A 17,770-nucleotide genomic window follows, 5' to 3' on the forward strand; every position below is an offset into this window, starting at 1 on the left:
GATGGACAGGGACCATCTTTGACAGCAAAGCGGTATCATTGAGATGCATGGGTCTCTGCGAAGCAGCCGAGAAATGAGAATGAAGCGGTCGTTGCTCTCGATTCTACAGGCTTTAGCGATGTCCTGCACCCTGGTTTCAGCCTCGGCTGCTGAACTTCAGATTGCTCCAGACTATCCTAACTGCGTAAAGCCGACTGCGATCCACTTCAGGCATGATGCCAGTGTCGCATCGGCAAGTGGGACAGTCTTACGCGCGGAAAATGCCTGCTACACGCTTTCAGCTCGCGCCGGTCAAACACTGACGGTGAAGGCGAACGGTGCAGACGACAACGTTGTCTTCTCGGTCTATGAGCCTGGCTACGTGTTCAAACAGGCGAGCGACGGTCCTGATATCATCGGGCCATCGCTTCCTGGAGCGGGCGACCAAGATGATGCAACTTCGCTTGTTCGGAAGCTTCCACGAAACGGGCAATATCTGCTTCTGTTTGGAACAACTCGTGGCGCGGGCGGAACCTGTACCGTCCGGTTCGAGATCAAGTATTGGCGCAATCCTTCATGTCGTAGCTGGATCGGGACAGAGACGTAGCCGAGCATAGCCTTCAGTCTGCTTTATGCGGCTTTCTTCTGCTCCGCTCGCGGCCTGGAGGAACGGTTTTAGGTGCTCGTAATGCCTGCCTGGACGCTGCGGCTCGTTGGGCGATCTCCGAAGGCTTCATGAGGCGTCGGTCTGGTCCTTCCGACTGCAGAAGGCTTCGCTGCAAGGCAAGAACGGATAACAGCGAGCAAGCCACTGTAATGATGAAGGCTATCGCAAAGAGCCACAGCTCCACATCGGTGTCATGTGAAGAGTCCAGGACGCCTTTATCGCTGTTATACGCGATGACGAGGAGCAGCAAACTGACTACCGGAAGCACGATCGCTGCCGGTCTTATGGTTCGGACGGAGCGCGGACTGAACGTGCTGAGATCCCATGCCCACAGCACGAACGGCAGCATGAGAAGCCAGTAGAGAGCGCTACCTCTGTTGTGCATGGCCCCGTCACTATGGGGGAAGACGAGTGCGATGAGGGAAAGGGTCGTCACGAACGCGCCGATCACCAGCCCACCGATCGCGAGATTGCTCGGCTTGTCCTTGCGGAGGCGCTGCCAATAGGCCATCGCATCCTGATGCGAACTACTCATGATGTTCTGGTTTCCTTCGACCGGACCCAGATGATCATCTCGTGGATGGCACCGGTCATGGCACTTCCGGTCATGCCCAGGGCACCGGTGATGCCGTCGAGCATTCGCTGCTTGACCACCGCGTGAACGTTATGGGCGGAAACGCGCTTGGCGCCCTGAAGCTCAAGCTGTTCCGTTAGTCGACGACGCATCGGTCTCGAGATCGGATCGGTGGCTGCCTTGCTCCAATTGAGTGACTGGCCTGCAAGAATGTCGCCCGTCTTCTTGACTTCCATAAGGGCGCCATGCGCGCCTACCAGTCCGACGACATCGGCACCGAGCATCGTCCAGTAATAGACGTTGTTTTGATCGAGGCTTTCGTTGATATCGGCACGCTTTCGATAGACGTTTCCGACCCGGTATATGGATGCAGCGCATGCGCCGCTGGCTCCTATGGCGCCCGCTTAAAGAATCCCTGTACCGACAAGGCCCAGGCCGCCTGTAACCGGGGCCAGCGACGTCGTGCCAACGACGCCGACCCATGCCAGCACCGCACCACTGCAGTTGAAGCCGAAACTCAGCCATTCGCTCGGAGCGGAACTAGCTTCCGTCCGGGGAACCGGCTTGCCACCAGCAATCGACAGGCGATGTTCCAGAATGATGTCCGATCCGCCAGCCGGCGTTGCACGAAGCACCCGGACCACACCTTGGTCGATGGAGATCACACCCAGACCGTTCGCGTCAGGCACCTGATTGATGGCGGACATTACGGCCACCGTGCTGAACACGCCGGTCGGTGCAGATCGACTTCCCGATAAGGATTGGCTCATTTCGTTCCACCCATGACTGACCAGGATACTGGTGACCTAGTCGATCCAGCTTTCGCATACGTTTGTACGTCGATACACGAGTAGAAGTGGGAAATCGTCAGATAAGTCGAGGGTCGACTATCCGCCTTGGATCTGGCTTCAGGACTAAACCACCTCCCCTCGATCCATAGCCTCCAGGAACCCGGCCGTCTGCGCCCTGAGGGCGGCCACCTTCCCCGGCTCCATCTTCTTCAGCGTCTGTAGCGGCATCGCCATGCGCACGTTGCCGCCGAGGCGGTCGGCGTGGCGGGCCATGAAGTCCCAGTAGAGGGCGTTGAACGGGCACGCCTGCGGGCCGGTCGACTGCTTCGGGTCGTAGGCGCAGGGGGCGCAGTAGTCGCTCATGCGGTTGATGTAGGCGCCGGACGCGGCATAGGGCTTGGAGCCCATGATGCCGCCGTCGGCGAATAGTGCCATGCCGCGCACGTTGGGCATCTCCACCCACTCGTACGCGTCGGCGTAGACGATCAGATACCACTCGTCGACCTGATCGGGGTCGAGGCCGGCCAGCAGCGCGAAATTGCCGGTGATCATCAGGCGCTGGATGTGGTGGGCGTAGGCGTTGCGGCGCGTGTCATCGACCACCTGCGCCATGCAGTTCATCCGGGTCTGGCCGGTCCAGTAGAACTCGGGCAGCCGGCGGGTCGCCTCCAGGGCGTTGCGGCGTCCGTACTCCGGCATGTTCAGCCAGTAGATGCCGCGCACATACTCGCGCCAGCCCAACACCTGGCGGATGAAACCCTCCACGGCGTTCAGCGGGGCCAGGCCTTCGGTCCAGGCGCGCTCGGCGGCGCGGCAGATGGTGAGCGGGTCGAGCAGGCCGAGATTGAGCGAGGTCGAGACCAGCGCGTGGAACAGCACCGGGTCGCCGGAGCGCATGAAATCCTGCCAGTCGCCGAAACCGGACAGGCGCTCGGTCACGAAATGATCGAGCGCCAGAGCGGCCTGCTCGGCGGTCACCGGCAGCGAGAAGGCGTCGACGGTGCCGAAATGGTCGCCGAAATTGCGCTCGACAAGGGCGATCACCGCCTCGGTTACCCGGTCGGGCGCGAAGCTCGGGGCGACCGGAGGGACGATGCCGGCGGGCATACGCTTGCGGTTCTGGGCATCGTAGTTCCAGCGGCCGCCGGCGGGCTGGTCGCCGTCCATCAGAATGGCGTGGCGACGGCGCATCTCGCGGTAGAAGAACTCCATGCGCAGGCTCTTGCGGCCGTCGGCCCAGTGCCGGAACTGGCGCAGGCCGCAGAGGTAGCGGGTGTCGTCCAGGAGTTCTGTGGCGATGCCGGAGGCCTGCTGCCAGCCGGACATGTCCTCGGTGATGCGGAACTCGCCGGCCAGGGTGGCGAGCACGCGCTCAGGACGGTGGCGCTCGACGGCGCGCAGCATCTCGCCGCGCAGGGTGTGGGTGTTGGCCGGGTTCTCGAACTCGATGTAGTCGACGCGGATGCCGCGCTGGCGGAGGCGCTCGGCAAAGTGGCGCATGCCGGACAGTACCAGCACCAGCTTCTTCTTGTGGTGGCGCACGTAGGTGCACTCCGCGCGGACCTCGGCCATCAGCACGACGTCGCGGGCGGGGTCGATACCGTCCAGCGCGGAAAGCGGGTCGGAGAGCTGGTCGCCGAGGACCATGCGGAGGGTGGCGATGCCGAGGGGTGTGGTCGTCATTTGGTGCGGACCGGGCGGTTTCGGGTCGGCGTCGGGCGCTGCTGCTTCATGCCCGGTGCAGGGTCCTGCTGCTTGGCGCCCGGTGCCGGGTTTTGTTGTGGTGCACCCGGTGCCGGGTTTTGTTGTGGTGCGCCAGGTGCCGGGTTTTGTTGCGTTGCGCCCGGTGCCGGGTTTTGTTGCGTTGCGCCCGGTGCCGGGCGACGCCGCAGCAGCACGCGGACGGAGCCGACATTGCCGGAGTGCGGGTGCACGGCGGCCAGGACCAAGTGGCGAAGGTCGTGACGGCTCAGCCAGTGCGGCAGCTCGCGGCGGAGGATACCGCCCTCGGGGCCGGAGCCGGCACCGGTGATAATCTCGACGCAGCGCAGACGCTCATGCTGGGCACGGAGCAGGAAATCATGCAGCAGCATGAAAGCGGTCTGCGCGCGCTGGCCGTGCAGGTCGAGCCGGCGCTCGGCGCGCAGCCGGCCATTGGAAAGCGAGCGCCAGCTGGTGTCGTCCAGGCCGGACAGGCGCACGCCGATCTCGACCGGCCGACGTGCCAACGGGGAGCGCGGCGGCGCAGGTTTGGGCGCGGCCGGCGCCGGCGGCATCGTCGCGGGTGTCGGTGGCGGCGCGGAGGCAGGCGGGGGGTCGGCGAGCTTGGGCAGGGCGGAGGGCGGCCGGCCGCGCAACGGCCGCACCTCGCGCGCGTATTCGACCCACAGGCGCTGCTCGCCCTCCTTCAGGCGGCGGACCATGCAGCTCCATTTCGGGTTCGCGGCTCCAGCGGGCACGGATGGCACGGCGGGACGGACAGGAGAGCGGACAGCTTGTATCCTCGGGACCATACAGGGAAGCTCAGTCTCTCATGGAGGCGACGGCGCTTCCAGCATCGGGCCGCAGCGTTCCGCCCGGCAGAAGGTCTAGCGATCGGACGCGTCAAAGTTCCCCCCTCGTTCCTGGCGGCCATGCTGATCGTGCTCGTGCTCGGTGGGCTGTGGACGCGCACGCGTGTGCAGCCGCTGGGCACCTACGATCAGGGTTTCTACCTCGGGATCGCCTACGACCTCCTGCATCACGATCGCTTCACCGATGGTTACCGCTTTGCGGGCGGCGGGGCGGACACGGATCGCCCCTCGGGGATGCGCTTCACGCCGCTTTATCCGGCGCTGCTGGCCGCGGTGGCGTCGGTGGATCCGGAGCTTCGGCGCAACATGGATTGCTCGATCGCCCACGGTGGTGCCGGAACCGACTGCCGGCATGGCGCGGGGCCGATGCGGTCGCTGCAGTTCCTGATGATGGCGGCGACGCTGTGGATGCTGTGGTGGGCGGCCGGGCACTGTACCGGGCGCGCCCGTACCGGCTGGATCGCGCTCGGGCTGGGGCTGCTGACTGCGCCGCTGCTGCTGCTGTCGGTCGACTACCTGATGACGGAAACCACCAGCCTGTTCCTGTTCGTGGGCGCCAGCACGCTGGCTCTGGCGGCGTGGCGGTCGGCAACACGGCGGCTCGTGTGGGCGGGCGCGGCCGGACTGGTGTTCGGGCTGGCGGTGCTGACACGGCCGGGGTTCTCGTGGCTTGGATACGCGGTGCTCGCGGCCGGCGCGGTGTGGGCGCTGGCGGGAACACCGGCACCGGGCCGATGGCACCGGTGGCGGTTAACAGGCGGGCTCACAGCGGGCGCTGGGCTGGTGGTGCTGCCCTGGATCGTGCGGAATGCGATCGAGTTCGGCCGGGCTTCGCTGACCTTCGGATATGCATCGCACACGTTCGTGCAACGGCTCAGCTTCGACAGCATGACCTGGCACGAATACGGGATGAGCTTCGTCTGCTGGCTACCGGACGGGAACGGCATCGGCAAATCTCTCGCCGGCGCGGGCGCCTGCGACCGCTTCGGCTGGGACGACCATCCGGACAGCTTCTATTCAATCGGTATCGGACCGATGCTGGCGGACAGTCTGCGCCAGTCGGGCGGATGGGCGAACCACATGTCGTTCCTTGTGCATCACTATCTACTGCAGGATCCGCTGCGGCAGTTGTCGTGGCACGCGATGGTGACGCTGCCGCTGGCGTTGCGCGGACTCTATGTCGACCATTACTGGGGCTTCGTGCTGGGACCTGTGTGCGCGGTGCTGACGATGCGGGCATTGCTGCGACGGAACGACGTGGACCGGCGGTTCCTGCTGCTGGCCCTGCCCGCCTGGTTCATGCTCGCGTTCAATGCGGCGGCGGCGGTGAACCAGGTGCGCTACAACCTGATGCTGATCGTCCCGTTCTCGATCGCCGGGGCAATGGCGATCGAGGTAGCGATCGCGTACCTCAACCGGTTACGCGCGGTTTCGCATCGCGCGCTATAGATGCGCGATGCGATGGGCGATTGCCTGCCACCCGGCCGGATCGCCGATGATCTCGATGGCGTTGTTCCGCGTCCAACGCGGCATGTCGTCGCGAAACAACATGAACACGATCTCGGTGAAGATATCCTGGGAGGTATCCCGTGCAATCGCGGTCGCCGTGACCGGAGCCGGAAGGATCTGCAGCTCGATACCGCTCGCCGTCGCGTGGAAATCGTTCACTCCGAGTGCGGTCATCCGCTCCTTGTATGCAATGAAGTGCAGGTTCTTGGCCATGAGTTCAATTCCATGAGCAAACCCGATATCGGCCATCAAGCCGACAAAACCGAGACCCGCCAGAACGCTCAGTATCTGCTGGTTTGACATCCATGGCAGCGCCGACTCAGCGGTTCGTGCCGCTGCCCGGTATCCCTTGATCGCCAATAGGGCTGCCAGCCACTTGGTCGCCTGATCCAGGTTTCGTTGTTGCAGGACGTGCGCGATCAACTTCAGCAGCGACCATCCCGTGCTGTAATATGCCGATGCGGCGGGCAGCATATGCAGGAGCGAGTTCAGTAGTTTCCCGGTGTCGCCGTTGAAATGACCCCCGACCAGGGAGCCGACAGCTGCGACAGACTCAAGGGCGCCCCGGACCGACTGCGCTCTCATGTAGTCATAGGTGGCGTCGGTCAACGAGCGCTGGCAGACGCGGTTTTTTGTCATCAGGAATTCGACAATCGACTCGTTAAAGTCCTCCTGTATTTCCCTCTTGCCTGCTTCCGTTCGGTTGCTGAAGAACTGGCCGCTCGAAACAAGCCCGCCAATCGCAGGGGTGCCGGCCCACCAAGCGACCGGTGTGTTGCTCGCAGCCAGTCCGGCAGCAGAGGCAGCGCCAGCCAGTTGAACGAGACGCCCGGTCGAGTAGTATTTGACGATTGACAGACGCAGCTTCTGGAGAATACTCGCCCGGCTCTGCTCAGGCGTGACAGGCCGGCTGCCGCCCGCCGATGACACCAGCGACAACGCCGGCATCGTCGGTGCAGGAGTGATGATATGACCGGTGCTGCTGGTGTCGGTTCCGACCGTCTGATACAGCGCCCAGAGGATGCCTTCCTCCCCCAGATCCACCGCGGAGCCGGAGCTGGCGGCCGTCAGTGCGGGCCTGTTGCCCACCGGCGATGCTGACCTTGTGCCGGCAGGCGACGGGGACCGGCTTCTGATCGAGCCACTCATGTATTGTCTCCATGAGCAACGAGCGTGGACTTGAGACGAGTGCCAGCCGATCGTGCCCGAACGTTTTCCTGTCTCGACGATTTGCTCGCCTGCGCCTCTTAATTCATGATCCAACTCTGCGGACCCGACTCTGTCAAGCGCAGGGCTGGTCATCGGGCTTGGCCAGGAGCTCGAGCCGCCTCGGGAGCCGGTCGCCGTTGGTAAGGCAGTCGGCGGCCGAGCGAAACCGAGTTTCCATTTTTCGGTGCGTCAGCACCTGCTGCGCGATCCGGTGCGGGAATAGATGTGGCGCACCACGGCGAGACTGCCGCAGGGCGCAGATGGGTGATTACCTGGGGCCGCTATCCAAGAGACCGATGATCATGCCGTTGCGTTAACGGAACGGAGAAGACTGCCCGTCGACGTTCCCGATCTCGCAAGTGAGTGCACGGCGAGAGCTGAGCGTGACCTGCCAGGCACGACAGCAAAGCCGCAAACAAGATCCGAGGCAGCCGGACCGGATCGGATCGGATCGACGAAAGTATTCCAGGACTTGCGACGCCGTCGAGAAGGCGGTGGCGGCGCCGAGCCGAAACCGGATCGCCCGGCCGGGGATCAGATGCCCGATACGAACGCTCCGGGTTCGATCGGCAGGATCAAACTTTCTGCACGTGAAGTTCCGTTGACCGTGCATGGCTGGGCGCGCGTCGGTCTGATGCCAGCAACATATACACCGCAGGCAGCACGAACAGGGTGAACAGCGTGCCGATCGACAAGCCCGACGCAATCACCAAGCCCATCACGAAGCGGGATGCGGCGCCCGCGCCGGTGGCGAACACCAGTGGCATCACGCCGAGCACCATTGCCGCAGTGGTCATCAGGATCGGGCGCAGCCGCAGGGCGCAGGCGCGCTCGATCGCCGCGCGGCGGGACAGGCCGAGCATCTGCTGCTCCTTGGCAACCTCGACGATCAGGATGCCATGCTTGCTGATCAGCCCCATCAACGTAACGAGACCAACTTCGGTGAACAGGTTGAGGCTGGCGCCGCCGACGCCGAGCCAGACGAACAGCAGGGCCCCGGCGATCGACATCGGCACCGAGACCAGGATGATCAGCGGATCACGGAAACTTTCGAACAGGGCGGCCAGTGCCAGATAGGTGATCACCACCGCCAGCGCGAAGGTGGTCGCGAAGCCGCCGGTTTCCTGCACGAACTGGCGCAGCGGTCCGACGGTATCGGTCGCGTAGCCGGTCGGCAGCATCTGGGCACTCAGGTTCTGGAGGTAGGCGTAGGCGTCGGCCTGGGTGACACCCGGCATCGGCAGGGCGCTGATGGTGGTGGCATTGAGCTGCTGGAAATGCGCGATGGATTCCGGAACGACGCTGTTGACGATATGCGCGACGGAACGGAGCGGCACCGATACGCCGCCCACCGTGGCGACCGGATAGTCGAGGACCTGCTCGGAGTTGAGCCGGAACCGGCGCGCGACCAGGGGCTCGACCTTGTAGGAGCGCTGGTCGTTGGAAAAGAACCCGGCGAAATTGCCGCCGAGCAGCGCGTTGAGTGAGTTGCCGACATCGCTCATCGTCAGGCCCAGACTGGAGAGTTTCTCGCGATCGACGACGATGGTCGATTGCGGCTGGTCGATCTTGAGGTCCTCCTCGGCATAGGCGAACAGGCCGCTTGCGCGCACTTTCCCCAGGAAGGCATCCGAGATTGCGCCGAGCTGCTGGAAGTCGCCCGAGCTCTGCAGCACGAAACCGATCGGCATGCCGTCCGCGCCCGGAAGATAGGGCGGCTCGAACACTGCCATCTCGACGCCGGCAACCTTGCGCAACGCAGCCTGGACTTCATTGCCGATCGTGAAGACGCTGCGCTTCCGCTGGCCCCAGTCCTTGAGGACGATGCCGCCCTGCATGGAAGGCGGCTCTACCAGGTGCCAGTAACCTTTAGCCTCGGGTACCGACGTGTAGATCCTCTGCAGCTGGCTGTCATAGAGCGTCAGCGCGTCGAGCGTCGCATTGGGAGCACCCTGCCCGCTTGCGATCAGCAGGCCCAGATCCTCGGCAGGTGAGAGCTCGGCTTTCGAGCCCTTATAGAGGAAAAAGATGCTGATCAGCACGGCAAGTCCGAATGCCAGCACCAGCGGCTGCACAGCGAGGCTGACACGCAGCGCCGCGCTGTAGCCACGCTGCACCCGGTCGAGTGCCAGCTCGGTCGCATGTTCCATCCGCTCGGACAGTCCGGGTGTCTGGCCGGGCAGACTGCGTGGTTTCAGCAGACGCGAACACATCATCGGCGAGAGTGTCAGCGCCAGCAGCGCGGACATGGTGACGGAGCCGGCAAGGGTGAACGCGAACTGCGTGAACAAGGCGCCGGTCAGGCCGCCCTGCAACCCGAGCGGCAGATAGACGGCGATTAGTACCACCGTCATCGCCAGGATCGGCTGCAGCAACTCGCGCGCCGCAGCGGAGGCGGACTGCACCGGGCTCATGCCGGCGGCGAGATGCCGATTGACGTTCTCGACGACGATGATGGCATCGTCGACGACCAGCCCGGTCGCCAGGACCAGTGCCAGCAACGTCAGCAGGTTGATGGAAAATCCCATCAGCGCCATCATTCCGAACGTACCGATCAGGGACAACGGGATGGTCACCACCGGCACCAGCACCGAGCGTGGCGAACCCAGGAACGCGAACACCACCAGCGACACGATGACCAGCGCCTCGATCAGCGTGGTGACCACCTCGTGGATCGAGGTGCGGATGAAATCGCCTGCGTTGTAGACGATCTCCATCTTGAGGGCGGGCGGGGCCTGCAACCTCATCTCGTCCACGACCTTCTTGAGTTCGCTTGTCAGGTCGAGGGTGTTGGCCGTTGGCGAGGGCTTGATCTGGATGAACACACCTTGCGCGCCGTTGCTGACGACCTCGAACCCGTCCGGATCATGGCCGAACTCGACCTTCGCGACATCGCTCAGCCGGATGATGTGGCCCTTGTTCTGGCGTAGCACGAGATCACGGAACTGAGCTTCGGTGTGGAGCCCGGAATTGATGTCCAGGTTCACGAACGTCATCGAGCCAAGCGTCGAACCGACGCCAGATACGAAGTTGTTGTTGCCGAGTGCGGTCTGGACGTCGGCCGGGCTCATTCCCACGGCGGCGAGTTTGTCGGCATCCAGCCACACGCGCATCACCACGCGCGGTGCGCCACCGACCCTGACCTTCTGCACACCGGCAACCGCCTGCAGCCGCGGCTCGACGATGCGGCGCGTATAGTCGCTGACCATACCGGCGTTCAGCTCCACGCTGCTGACGAACAGGTCCAGCACATCCTGGCCGGACGAGCTCAGGCTGATCGACGAGGCTTGCACGCCGGCCGGGAACTGCGCGGTGGCAGCCGTCACATACGATTGTATTTCTGCAAGCGCGCGGGCCGGATCGTAATCGAGCTTGAGGTAGACCGTGATGTCGGACTGGCTCGTGGTCGAGCTCGACGTCATGTAGTCGATGCCCTGCGCCTGGCTGATCTTGTTTTCCAGAGGCGTGGTCACGAATCCGGCGATCGTTGCGGGATCGGCACCGTAGTCGGCGGTCTGGATTTCGATCGTGCCGCTGACGGTGTGCGGGAACTGCTCGACCGGCAGCGATTGCTCGGCACGGAGGCCGAACACCAGCACCAGGATCGAGACGACACAGGACAGGACGACGCGGTGGATGAACAGGTCGGTGAGGCGCATGGCGTCGGGTCTCACTCTTCCGGCGGATTTGGATTGAGCTGGTTCGCCGGCTGCACGGTGTTGTCCACACGCACTGACGCACCGCTGCGCAGCTTGACCTGGCCGGCAGTCACCACGGTCTCGCCCGGCTTCAGGCCGGTCAGCACCACCACCCGGTCGCCCTGGGTTTCCCCGGTGGTAATGACGCGGGACGTCGCGGTCATGATTCCAGACGTCTTGTCCTTAGGCGTCAGCACGTAGACGAAATTGCCGTATGGGTTGTAGCTGACCGCAGTTGTCGGCACCGCAACCACCTGGCGCGGTCCGCCGTCGGCAAGGCCGGTGATCGCGAACATGCCAGGTAGCAAGGCATGATCGGGGTTACGCAGGCTGGCGCGCACCGAGGCCATGCGGCTCGACGGATCGATGCGACTATCCACCGCGAGCACGCTGGCGGCGAAGATCCGGCCGGGATAGCTGTCCACCGTCACCTGCACCGGCTGGCCCGCCGCGATGCGCCCGACCTGCTGCTGCGGCACGTTGAAGTCGACATAGATCGGGTCGAGTGCCTGCAGCGTGACGACCGGGGTGCCGGCGACCAGATACTGGCCGAGATCGACCATGCGTATGCCGAGACGGCCGGCGAACGGCGCACGCACCACCTTCTCCAGCATCAGCGCCTGCTGCGCCGCCACCTGGGCGCGATAGCTGTGGAGGTTGGCATTGTCCTGGTCGAGCGTGGCGCGACTGATCGCCTGGGCGTCGAACTGCTTCTGGTCGCGGGCAACGTTGGCGGCCCAAAGGTCGGCGGTAGCCTGCAGCGTGGCGAGTCTCGCATCGTCGTCGTCAGCGCGGAGACGCAGCAGCACGGTGCCGGCGGGGACCTCGGTGCCCGACTGGAAATCGATCCGGTCGACGATGCCCGGCACCTCGGAGGAGAGGTCGGCGCCCTGCACCGCCCTCACCTGGCCGAACGCCTTGATCCGGCTTTGCCATGTGGATTGCTCCACGGTGATCGCGGACACGATTTGAGGCGCTTCCGCCCCGCCATGGCCGCCGACCGCGGCATTCGGGCGATGCCAGGTGCGCCAGCCGACGATCGCCGCCGCCACCGCGATGCAGAGCAGCAGCAGATACAGGAGTTTCCTGGTCATTTTGGGACGGTCCTGCGACGGGATGGCGGGGGAACGGGAACGGCTGCTCATGGGAGTGGCGAACTGAACAGGCCGGGCGGCGGCGGTGGCATGTCGTTGCGGTTCCACCAGCCACCGCCGAGCGCCTGGAACAGTGCCACGGTATCGGTGAAGCGGGCGGCACGGGCGCGGATCAGGGTGATGACGGTGTTCTGGTAGATCTGCTGCGCGTTCAGCACGCTGAGATAGGAGACGCCGCCGAGCTTGTATTGCAGCGTCGCCAGCGACAGGCCGCGCGACGCCGCCTGCTGCGCGGTCAGCGCGTAGTTGAGGCCGATCGCGTCGTTCTGCACCGCCGCGAGCACGTCGGCGACGTTCTGGAACGCGCGCACCACGGTGTCGCGCCACTGCGCCGCCGCCTGCTGCATCGCCGCCTTCTGGGCACGCTGCTTGTGCAGCAACTGGCCGGCATCGAAGATCGGCTGCACCGCCTGGTTGACCAGCGACCACATGCCGTTGGTCGGGCTGAACAGCTGGTGGGTGTCGGCGGCATCGGACCCGACCGAGGCGGTCAGGGTCACGTTCGGCAGGCGCTGGGCGATGGCGACGCCGAGGGCCGCCATCTGCTGGTGCAGGTTGGCTTCCGCGGCCCGGATGTCCGGACGTTGCGAAAGCAGGGCCGACGGCACGCTGACCGGGATGTCGGTCGGCAGGGTCAGGCCGTCGAGCGTGAGCGCCGGGATGACGACGTCCGAAGGCGCCTGCCCGACATAGGCAGCGAGCTGGTCGCGCGCCTGTACGAGCGAGGTCAGCAGCGGCACGAGCACCGTCTGTGCCTGCGCCACCTGCGCCTGCTGCGTCGCCACGTCGGTGCCGGTGGCGCCGCCGAGCTCGAACTGCTGCCGGACGGTGTCGAGCTGCTTCTGCTCGAAGCCAATCAGCTGCCTCTGCACCTCGATCTGGCCGGCCAGGGATGCCGCCAGGATCGCGGTGTTGGCGACGCCGGCGCTGAGGCCGAGATAGGCGGCTTCCAGCTGGTAGCGCTGGTAGGCGACCTGGGCGCCGGTCTGCTCGATCGCGCGACGCAGGCCTCCCCAGAAGTCGAGCGTGTAGGACAGGTTGAGGTGGGCGCCATAGTCGCTGAATAGCAGCGGCGGCGTCTGGCCGCCGCCTTCATAAGAGAGCGGCAGCTCCTGGCGTGACCGGCTGATGTTGCCGGTGATGGTCGGGAACAGCGTGCCCTGCTGCGACAGCTCCTGCTCCTGGGCGACGCGCAGGGCGGCGTTGGCGGCCTCGATGGTCGGGCTGTCGCGCAATGCGGTCGCGACCAGCACGGTGATCGCCGGCGACCGGAACAGCGTCCACCACTCGGCCGGGATGTCGCGCCCGACCAGCAGATGCTGCGCTTCGCCGCCCGGCACCTTCGACGAGACCGTGTCCGTGACCGGTGCGACCTCATTGTAGCGGTCGGGGGTGCGGGTCGATGGGCGGTGGAAGTCCGGACCGACCGCGCAGCCGCCGATGCAGAAGGCAAGTCCGATCGAGACGGCTCTGGAGACGGTACCGGCCGACGCGATGGCACGCGCCGATGCCCTGGGTATTGGTTCAGCCGACATGAAACCTCATCGCCAAGACCGCATCGTGACGATGCAGCCCTTCATTTCGTTACAGCAGCTTCCGTGCCAGCTTGGCCGGTTATGGTCGGGTGGCTTAACCCGTTCTGTTCGCTCGTAAATAACTGGATGTCGACGAACTAGCCGTACGGTCCGTGGCGTGGTTCGCCATGATGTGGGCTGTTCCACCAACGGCGATCATGCGGGCTTATCCGTTTCGGTATCGTAATCTAACAGGTCGCCCGGCTGGCATTGGAGGTGGCGGCAGATCGCCTCAAGGGTGGAGAAGCGCAGGCCTTTCACCTTGCCGGCCTTCAGCAGGGACAGGTTGGCCTCGGTGATGCCGATCGCCCTGGCCAGTTCGTTCGACCTGATCTTCCGGCGCGCCAGCATGACGTCGAGCCGCACGATGATCGGCATTACACGAAACCCTCGCGGTCGCGCTCGATCTCGTGGCCGAACAGCATGACGCGGGCGACGGTGAGCAGCACGAGGCCGGCAACCAGAGCATCGAGCTGGCGGATCTCCCAGGCGAACGCGTATGCCGAGATGTGCGCCAGATAGAGCGTCGCGTGCGTGACGACCGGCACGAGGGCGTAGGCAAGCAGCGCGAAGGCGATCAGCCGCACCTGCCGCGCGTTGGCCGCGCCGAACACACTGCCACCCGCATAGAGCCCGAACAGCAAGTGCAGGTTCCACAGGATGAACAGGCCGGGCAGCAGGCGGATCGACAGCATCAGGGTGATCAGCAGCGACTGCCCGACCGCGAAGTCCGAGATCGGCACGACCCCTGCCGTCCAGGGATCGGGCTCGTAGGGGAAGTTGAAGGCGAAGCCCGCCCCCGCCATCGCCGCCATAGAACCTATCCGCAGCAGGAATGCGCCGACCATGAGAACGGCCAGCAGCGCCAAGAGCGCGAACAGGGTCAGAAAGAACACCGACAGCAGGCGACTCTGGAAGCGCAGCCGGCGATCGGGCGCCGGTGCGGACGCCGTGTTCTGCAGGATCGGCATGACATCAGCTCCAGACTGGAGCCCTCATGTCACAAAGCGAATAATTATTGCAAGACGATAATTTAGCGTAGCCGGCGGGACGATGTTCCAGCAGCGTCGGCGGCATCGCGCATCGCGCCCAACAGGCGTGTGCGGGCAATGCCGACATAGCTGGCATCGAGGTCGATGCCGATACCCCGGGCGCCCTCGGCCTCCGCCGCCAGCAACGTGGTGCCGGTCCCCATGAACGGGTCGAGCACCACCGGCGACGGCAGGCCATGCAGGCGCATGCACATGCGCGGGAGCATGATCGGGAACGTGCCCGGGTGGTTGAATTTTTGGGCCCGCTTGTGGACCGTCTCGTAGGGGATGAACCAGCTATCGCCGCGGCAGCGCAGGTCCTGCGCATGCTGGCGACGCTTGATGTTGCTCTTGTCCTTGAACGGCACGCCGACCGCGAGCCGCTTGAGCGGCACCGCACCGTCCAGGGTCAGGTGGAAGATGTGCTCGTGGTTGCGGTGCAGGAACCGCTCGCTGCGGATCGGTTTGAAATGGCCCACCGAATTGTCGCCGATCGAGATCGACTTGACCCAGGTGATGTGGTTCTGCAGCCGGAACAGGCTGCGCAGCCTGACGATCAGCTCGAACGGCAGCCAGGGCATGGCGCTCGAACCGGTGATGTTGAGAAAGAACGAGCCGTCCGGCCGCATGACCCGCCTGATCGCGGTGGCGACCGAGACCATCCAGTCAAGATAATCCTCCTCGGCGCGGCGGTCGTCGTAGCTGCGGTAGGACAGGCCGATATTATAGGGCGGCGAGGTCACCACCACGTCGACCGATTCGGCGTCGAGCCGGTTCATGACCTTCACGCAGTCGCCGCGATACAGCAGGTGCCGGCCGACACTCTGGCGGCGCATGACGGGCGCCGGCGCGGCCACCCGGGCGGGCCGGACGGGGTGGGTCAGTGTCGACTCGAGGGCCGGCGCGTCGAGCTGCGTCATCCGAGCAGTATCGCCAGCCAGGCCATGGTCCGGCCACCCTCGCAGGGTTGCGAACGCGAGGTGCCTTGCACGTGCGGGATCGCCACCGGTTCAGCTGCTCGGCTGGCGCGGCAGCAGCAGGATGATCCGGCCGCCGGAATGCATGGCGCCCGCATCGCGGCCGGCGGCGGCGCCCCAGCCGAAGAACAGGTCGGCGCGCTGCGGACCGACGATGTCGGTGCCGAGATCCTGGGCCAGCACCAGCCGGTCGAGCGGAGCACCGGATGGCAGCGTGGTCTCGACGAACATCGGCAGGCCGAGCGGCAGGAAGCTGCGATCCACCGCCGCCGACCGCAGCGGCGTCAGTTCGAGACCGAGCGCACCGGGGGGCCCGTCGTTCGGCGTCAGGTCGTCGAGGGTGCGGAAGAACACGTAGTTCGGGTTCTGTTCCATCAAGGCCTGAGCCTGGTCGGGATGGGCTTCGAGCCAGGCACGGATCGACTGCATGCTGACTGCGTCGGGTGCGAGTTGCTGCTGCTCGATCAGCTTGCGTCCGATCGGCACGTAGGGCTGACCGTTGCGGCCGGCATAACTCAGCCGGACGATCTGGCCACTCGGCAGCCGGACCCGGCCCGAGCCCTGGACCTGCAGGAAGAACAGGTCGACCGGGCTGTGCAGCCACAGGATTTCGAGCTTCCGTCCGCGCAGCCGGCCCTGGTCGATCTCGGCGCGGGTGAGGTAGGGCACGACGTGACCGGCCTCGACGTGGCCGGTGATCGCCGGCTGGCCCGGAACCGGATTGGGGACGGTCACCAGGTCGGGCGGACGGCCGTAGACAGGCACGGGGAAGTCGGGGCTCTCGCTGAGCGAGCCGGCGAACTCGGGCTCGAAATACCCGGTGAAGTTGGCCTTGACGATGGTCTGGTCGGAAACCTCGTACGGCAGGAACCAGGTCTCGAAATAATGTCGGACGACCGCATCGTCGCGGGACGGCAAGGCGCGGGCAGCGCGGCAAGCAGGCTGATAACGCCCGGCCTTTGCGGCGGCCTGCACCGCCTCGGAATCGGCCGGGTCGGACTGTCCGCCCAGCACCGTGTCCACGGGCAGCCTGCCGAGCCGCTCGCACTCGGCAAGCAGCGGCACCAACACCTCGCCGACATGATCCTGCGGCCAGCCGATCAGGTCAGGGAAGGTGATGCGGCGCAGCGTCAGGGACGATGGACCGGCAGGCACGTCGCAGCCGGACAACAGCATCAGGACGCCCGCCATGGAACTGGCGCAGCGAAGCGAGGATCTCAAGCGGGAACTACCTGGAGCTAGGGCTGATAGGGAGCCTGGATCGGCCGGATGGACTAGGCGCTACGGGCCGCCGCGAGGCGCCAGGCCGCTGCACCATCGGTCGGCCGCGGTCCGCCGATCCAACGCTCGAAGCTCCAAAGATCGGCAAGCTCGGTCACCGCGTCCGCGCCGGACACCGGGATGCCGTCGCGCGCCATCAGCACGCTCACCTGGTCGGACACGAACCGCACGTCGAGGATCGCCTTCCAGATGCCGTTCGCCTGCGACAGGGTGGCGTCGGCAAGCTGCGTCTGGGTGACGGCACGGATCTCGGCTCGCTGGGTCTGTCCGGCCTCCTCGCGGGCGATGATCGCGGTCTCGAAGGCGCCGAACGCCTCGTTGGTGAGATTGCTGCGCAGCGTGGCGCGGTCGCCTTCGGCAAAGGCCTGGACTATGCGCCGGAATGACGCTTCCGCCTGGACCAGGAACTCGGCCGGATCGAAGCTGCGCTCGCGCTCGCGGATGCGAGCCAGGGTGACGCCGATCGGGCTGGATGGGTCGGGCAGCCTGCGATCCGCCGTCGGTGGGATCGGTTCGGCACGCGCCTCGATGATCGGGCCGGCGTTGCGCATGACCCCCGGCGGTGGCGCCGGACGCTCGAGGCCGGTGCGCTTGCCGAGGATACTGCGGAGGCGCAGGACCAGGAAGGCCGCGAACAGGCCGATGAGAACGAGATCGACCGGGAAGTTGCCCGCGAAGGAATGCATAGGGGTCTCGATCCTCTCGAAGGCCTCGTTCACGTCGCCGGCAGATCCGGCAGGGGCCATCCCGCAC

16 protein-coding genes are annotated in these 17,770 nt (G+C 65.3%); 2 read left to right on the forward strand and 14 right to left on the reverse strand.

The genetic code is table 11. From position 1 onward, the window contains the following. Positions 1-79: 79 nt before the first annotated feature. Positions 80-586 carry a hypothetical protein gene (locus HN018_RS12235; protein ID WP_171835655.1) on the forward strand — a complete coding sequence of 169 codons (507 nt, stop codon included), beginning with the start codon at positions 80-82 and terminating at the stop codon, positions 584-586. A gap of 13 nt (positions 587-599) precedes the next feature. On the opposite strand, the gene HN018_RS12240 is transcribed toward HN018_RS12235, so the two are convergent. The 5 genes from HN018_RS12240 to HN018_RS12260 all read right to left on the reverse strand — a co-directional run bounded on the left by HN018_RS12240 (position 600) and on the right by HN018_RS12260 (position 4,434). Then, complete coding sequence (locus HN018_RS12240) at positions 600-1,181, reverse strand: hypothetical protein (RefSeq protein WP_171835656.1); 582 nt, start codon at positions 1,179-1,181, stop codon at positions 600-602. After that, a complete protein-coding gene (locus HN018_RS12245; RefSeq protein ID WP_171835657.1) occupies positions 1,178-1,504 on the reverse strand; it encodes a hypothetical protein in 327 nt (108 codons plus the stop codon). Before HN018_RS12245 ends, HN018_RS12240 begins: the two co-directional genes overlap by 4 nt. Positions 1,505-1,624: 120 nt before the next feature. Continuing rightward, on the reverse strand, positions 1,625-1,948 hold the full coding sequence (locus HN018_RS12250; protein WP_172443478.1) for a hypothetical protein: 324 nt from the start codon (positions 1,946-1,948) through the stop codon (positions 1,625-1,627). Between the two features lie 186 nt (positions 1,949-2,134). Then, on the reverse strand, positions 2,135-3,694 hold the full coding sequence (locus tag HN018_RS12255) for a cryptochrome/photolyase family protein (RefSeq protein ID WP_239478630.1): 1,560 nt from the start codon (positions 3,692-3,694) through the stop codon (positions 2,135-2,137). Continuing rightward, the gene (locus HN018_RS12260; RefSeq protein ID WP_204259517.1) at positions 3,691-4,434 is read right to left on the reverse strand and encodes a Smr/MutS family protein; all 744 of its coding nucleotides are present in this window, start codon (positions 4,432-4,434) and stop codon (positions 3,691-3,693) included. The genes HN018_RS12255 and HN018_RS12260 overlap by 4 nt, the downstream gene beginning before the upstream one ends. 210 nt (positions 4,435-4,644) lie before the next feature. Here HN018_RS12260 and HN018_RS12265 point away from each other — a divergent pair, with 210 nt between their 5' ends. Continuing rightward, positions 4,645-6,033, forward strand: a complete 1,389-nt coding sequence (locus tag HN018_RS12265) for a hypothetical protein (protein ID WP_171835659.1) — start codon at positions 4,645-4,647, stop codon at positions 6,031-6,033. Here HN018_RS12265 and HN018_RS12270 read toward each other — a convergent pair. The 9 genes from HN018_RS12270 to HN018_RS12310 form a co-directional block, all read right to left on the reverse strand. Then, complete coding sequence (locus HN018_RS12270; protein WP_171835660.1) at positions 6,028-7,242, reverse strand: hypothetical protein; 1,215 nt, start codon at positions 7,240-7,242, stop codon at positions 6,028-6,030. The genes HN018_RS12265 and HN018_RS12270 overlap by 6 nt on opposite strands. A gap of 635 nt (positions 7,243-7,877) precedes the next feature. Then, positions 7,878-10,961: an efflux RND transporter permease subunit gene (locus HN018_RS12275; protein ID WP_171835661.1), complete on the reverse strand. Its 3,084-nt coding sequence runs from the start codon at positions 10,959-10,961 to the stop codon at positions 7,878-7,880. A gap of 11 nt (positions 10,962-10,972) precedes the next feature. Next, entirely contained in the window at positions 10,973-12,094 is a 1,122-nt protein-coding gene (locus tag HN018_RS12280; RefSeq protein ID WP_171835662.1) for an efflux RND transporter periplasmic adaptor subunit, read from the reverse strand. 47 nt (positions 12,095-12,141) lie between these two features. After that, positions 12,142-13,689 (reverse strand): efflux transporter outer membrane subunit, encoded by a 1,548-nt coding sequence (locus HN018_RS12285; RefSeq protein WP_171835663.1) that lies wholly within the window; start codon positions 13,687-13,689, stop codon positions 12,142-12,144. Between the two features lie 195 nt (positions 13,690-13,884). Then, the gene (locus HN018_RS12290; protein WP_456306995.1) at positions 13,885-14,094 is read right to left on the reverse strand and encodes a helix-turn-helix domain-containing protein; all 210 of its coding nucleotides are present in this window, start codon (positions 14,092-14,094) and stop codon (positions 13,885-13,887) included. A gap of 11 nt (positions 14,095-14,105) precedes the next feature. After that, a complete protein-coding gene (locus HN018_RS12295) occupies positions 14,106-14,699 on the reverse strand; it encodes a hypothetical protein (RefSeq protein WP_171835665.1) in 594 nt (197 codons plus the stop codon). Between the two features lie 62 nt (positions 14,700-14,761). Continuing rightward, complete coding sequence (locus tag HN018_RS12300) at positions 14,762-15,679, reverse strand: DNA-methyltransferase (protein ID WP_171835666.1); 918 nt, start codon at positions 15,677-15,679, stop codon at positions 14,762-14,764. A 90-nt stretch (positions 15,680-15,769) separates the two neighbouring features. Beyond that, positions 15,770-16,927: a murein transglycosylase A gene (mltA, locus tag HN018_RS12305; RefSeq protein WP_171835667.1), complete on the reverse strand. Its 1,158-nt coding sequence runs from the start codon at positions 16,925-16,927 to the stop codon at positions 15,770-15,772. Positions 16,928-17,010: 83 nt separating this feature from the next. After that, the gene (locus tag HN018_RS12310; protein ID WP_171835668.1) at positions 17,011-17,703 is read right to left on the reverse strand and encodes a Tim44/TimA family putative adaptor protein; all 693 of its coding nucleotides are present in this window, start codon (positions 17,701-17,703) and stop codon (positions 17,011-17,013) included. Positions 17,704-17,770: the final 67 nt, after the last annotated feature.

Origin of the sequence: Lichenicola cladoniae, assembly GCF_013201075.1 — a bacterium.
Lineage (GTDB): Bacteria > Pseudomonadota > Alphaproteobacteria > Acetobacterales > Acetobacteraceae > Lichenicola > Lichenicola cladoniae.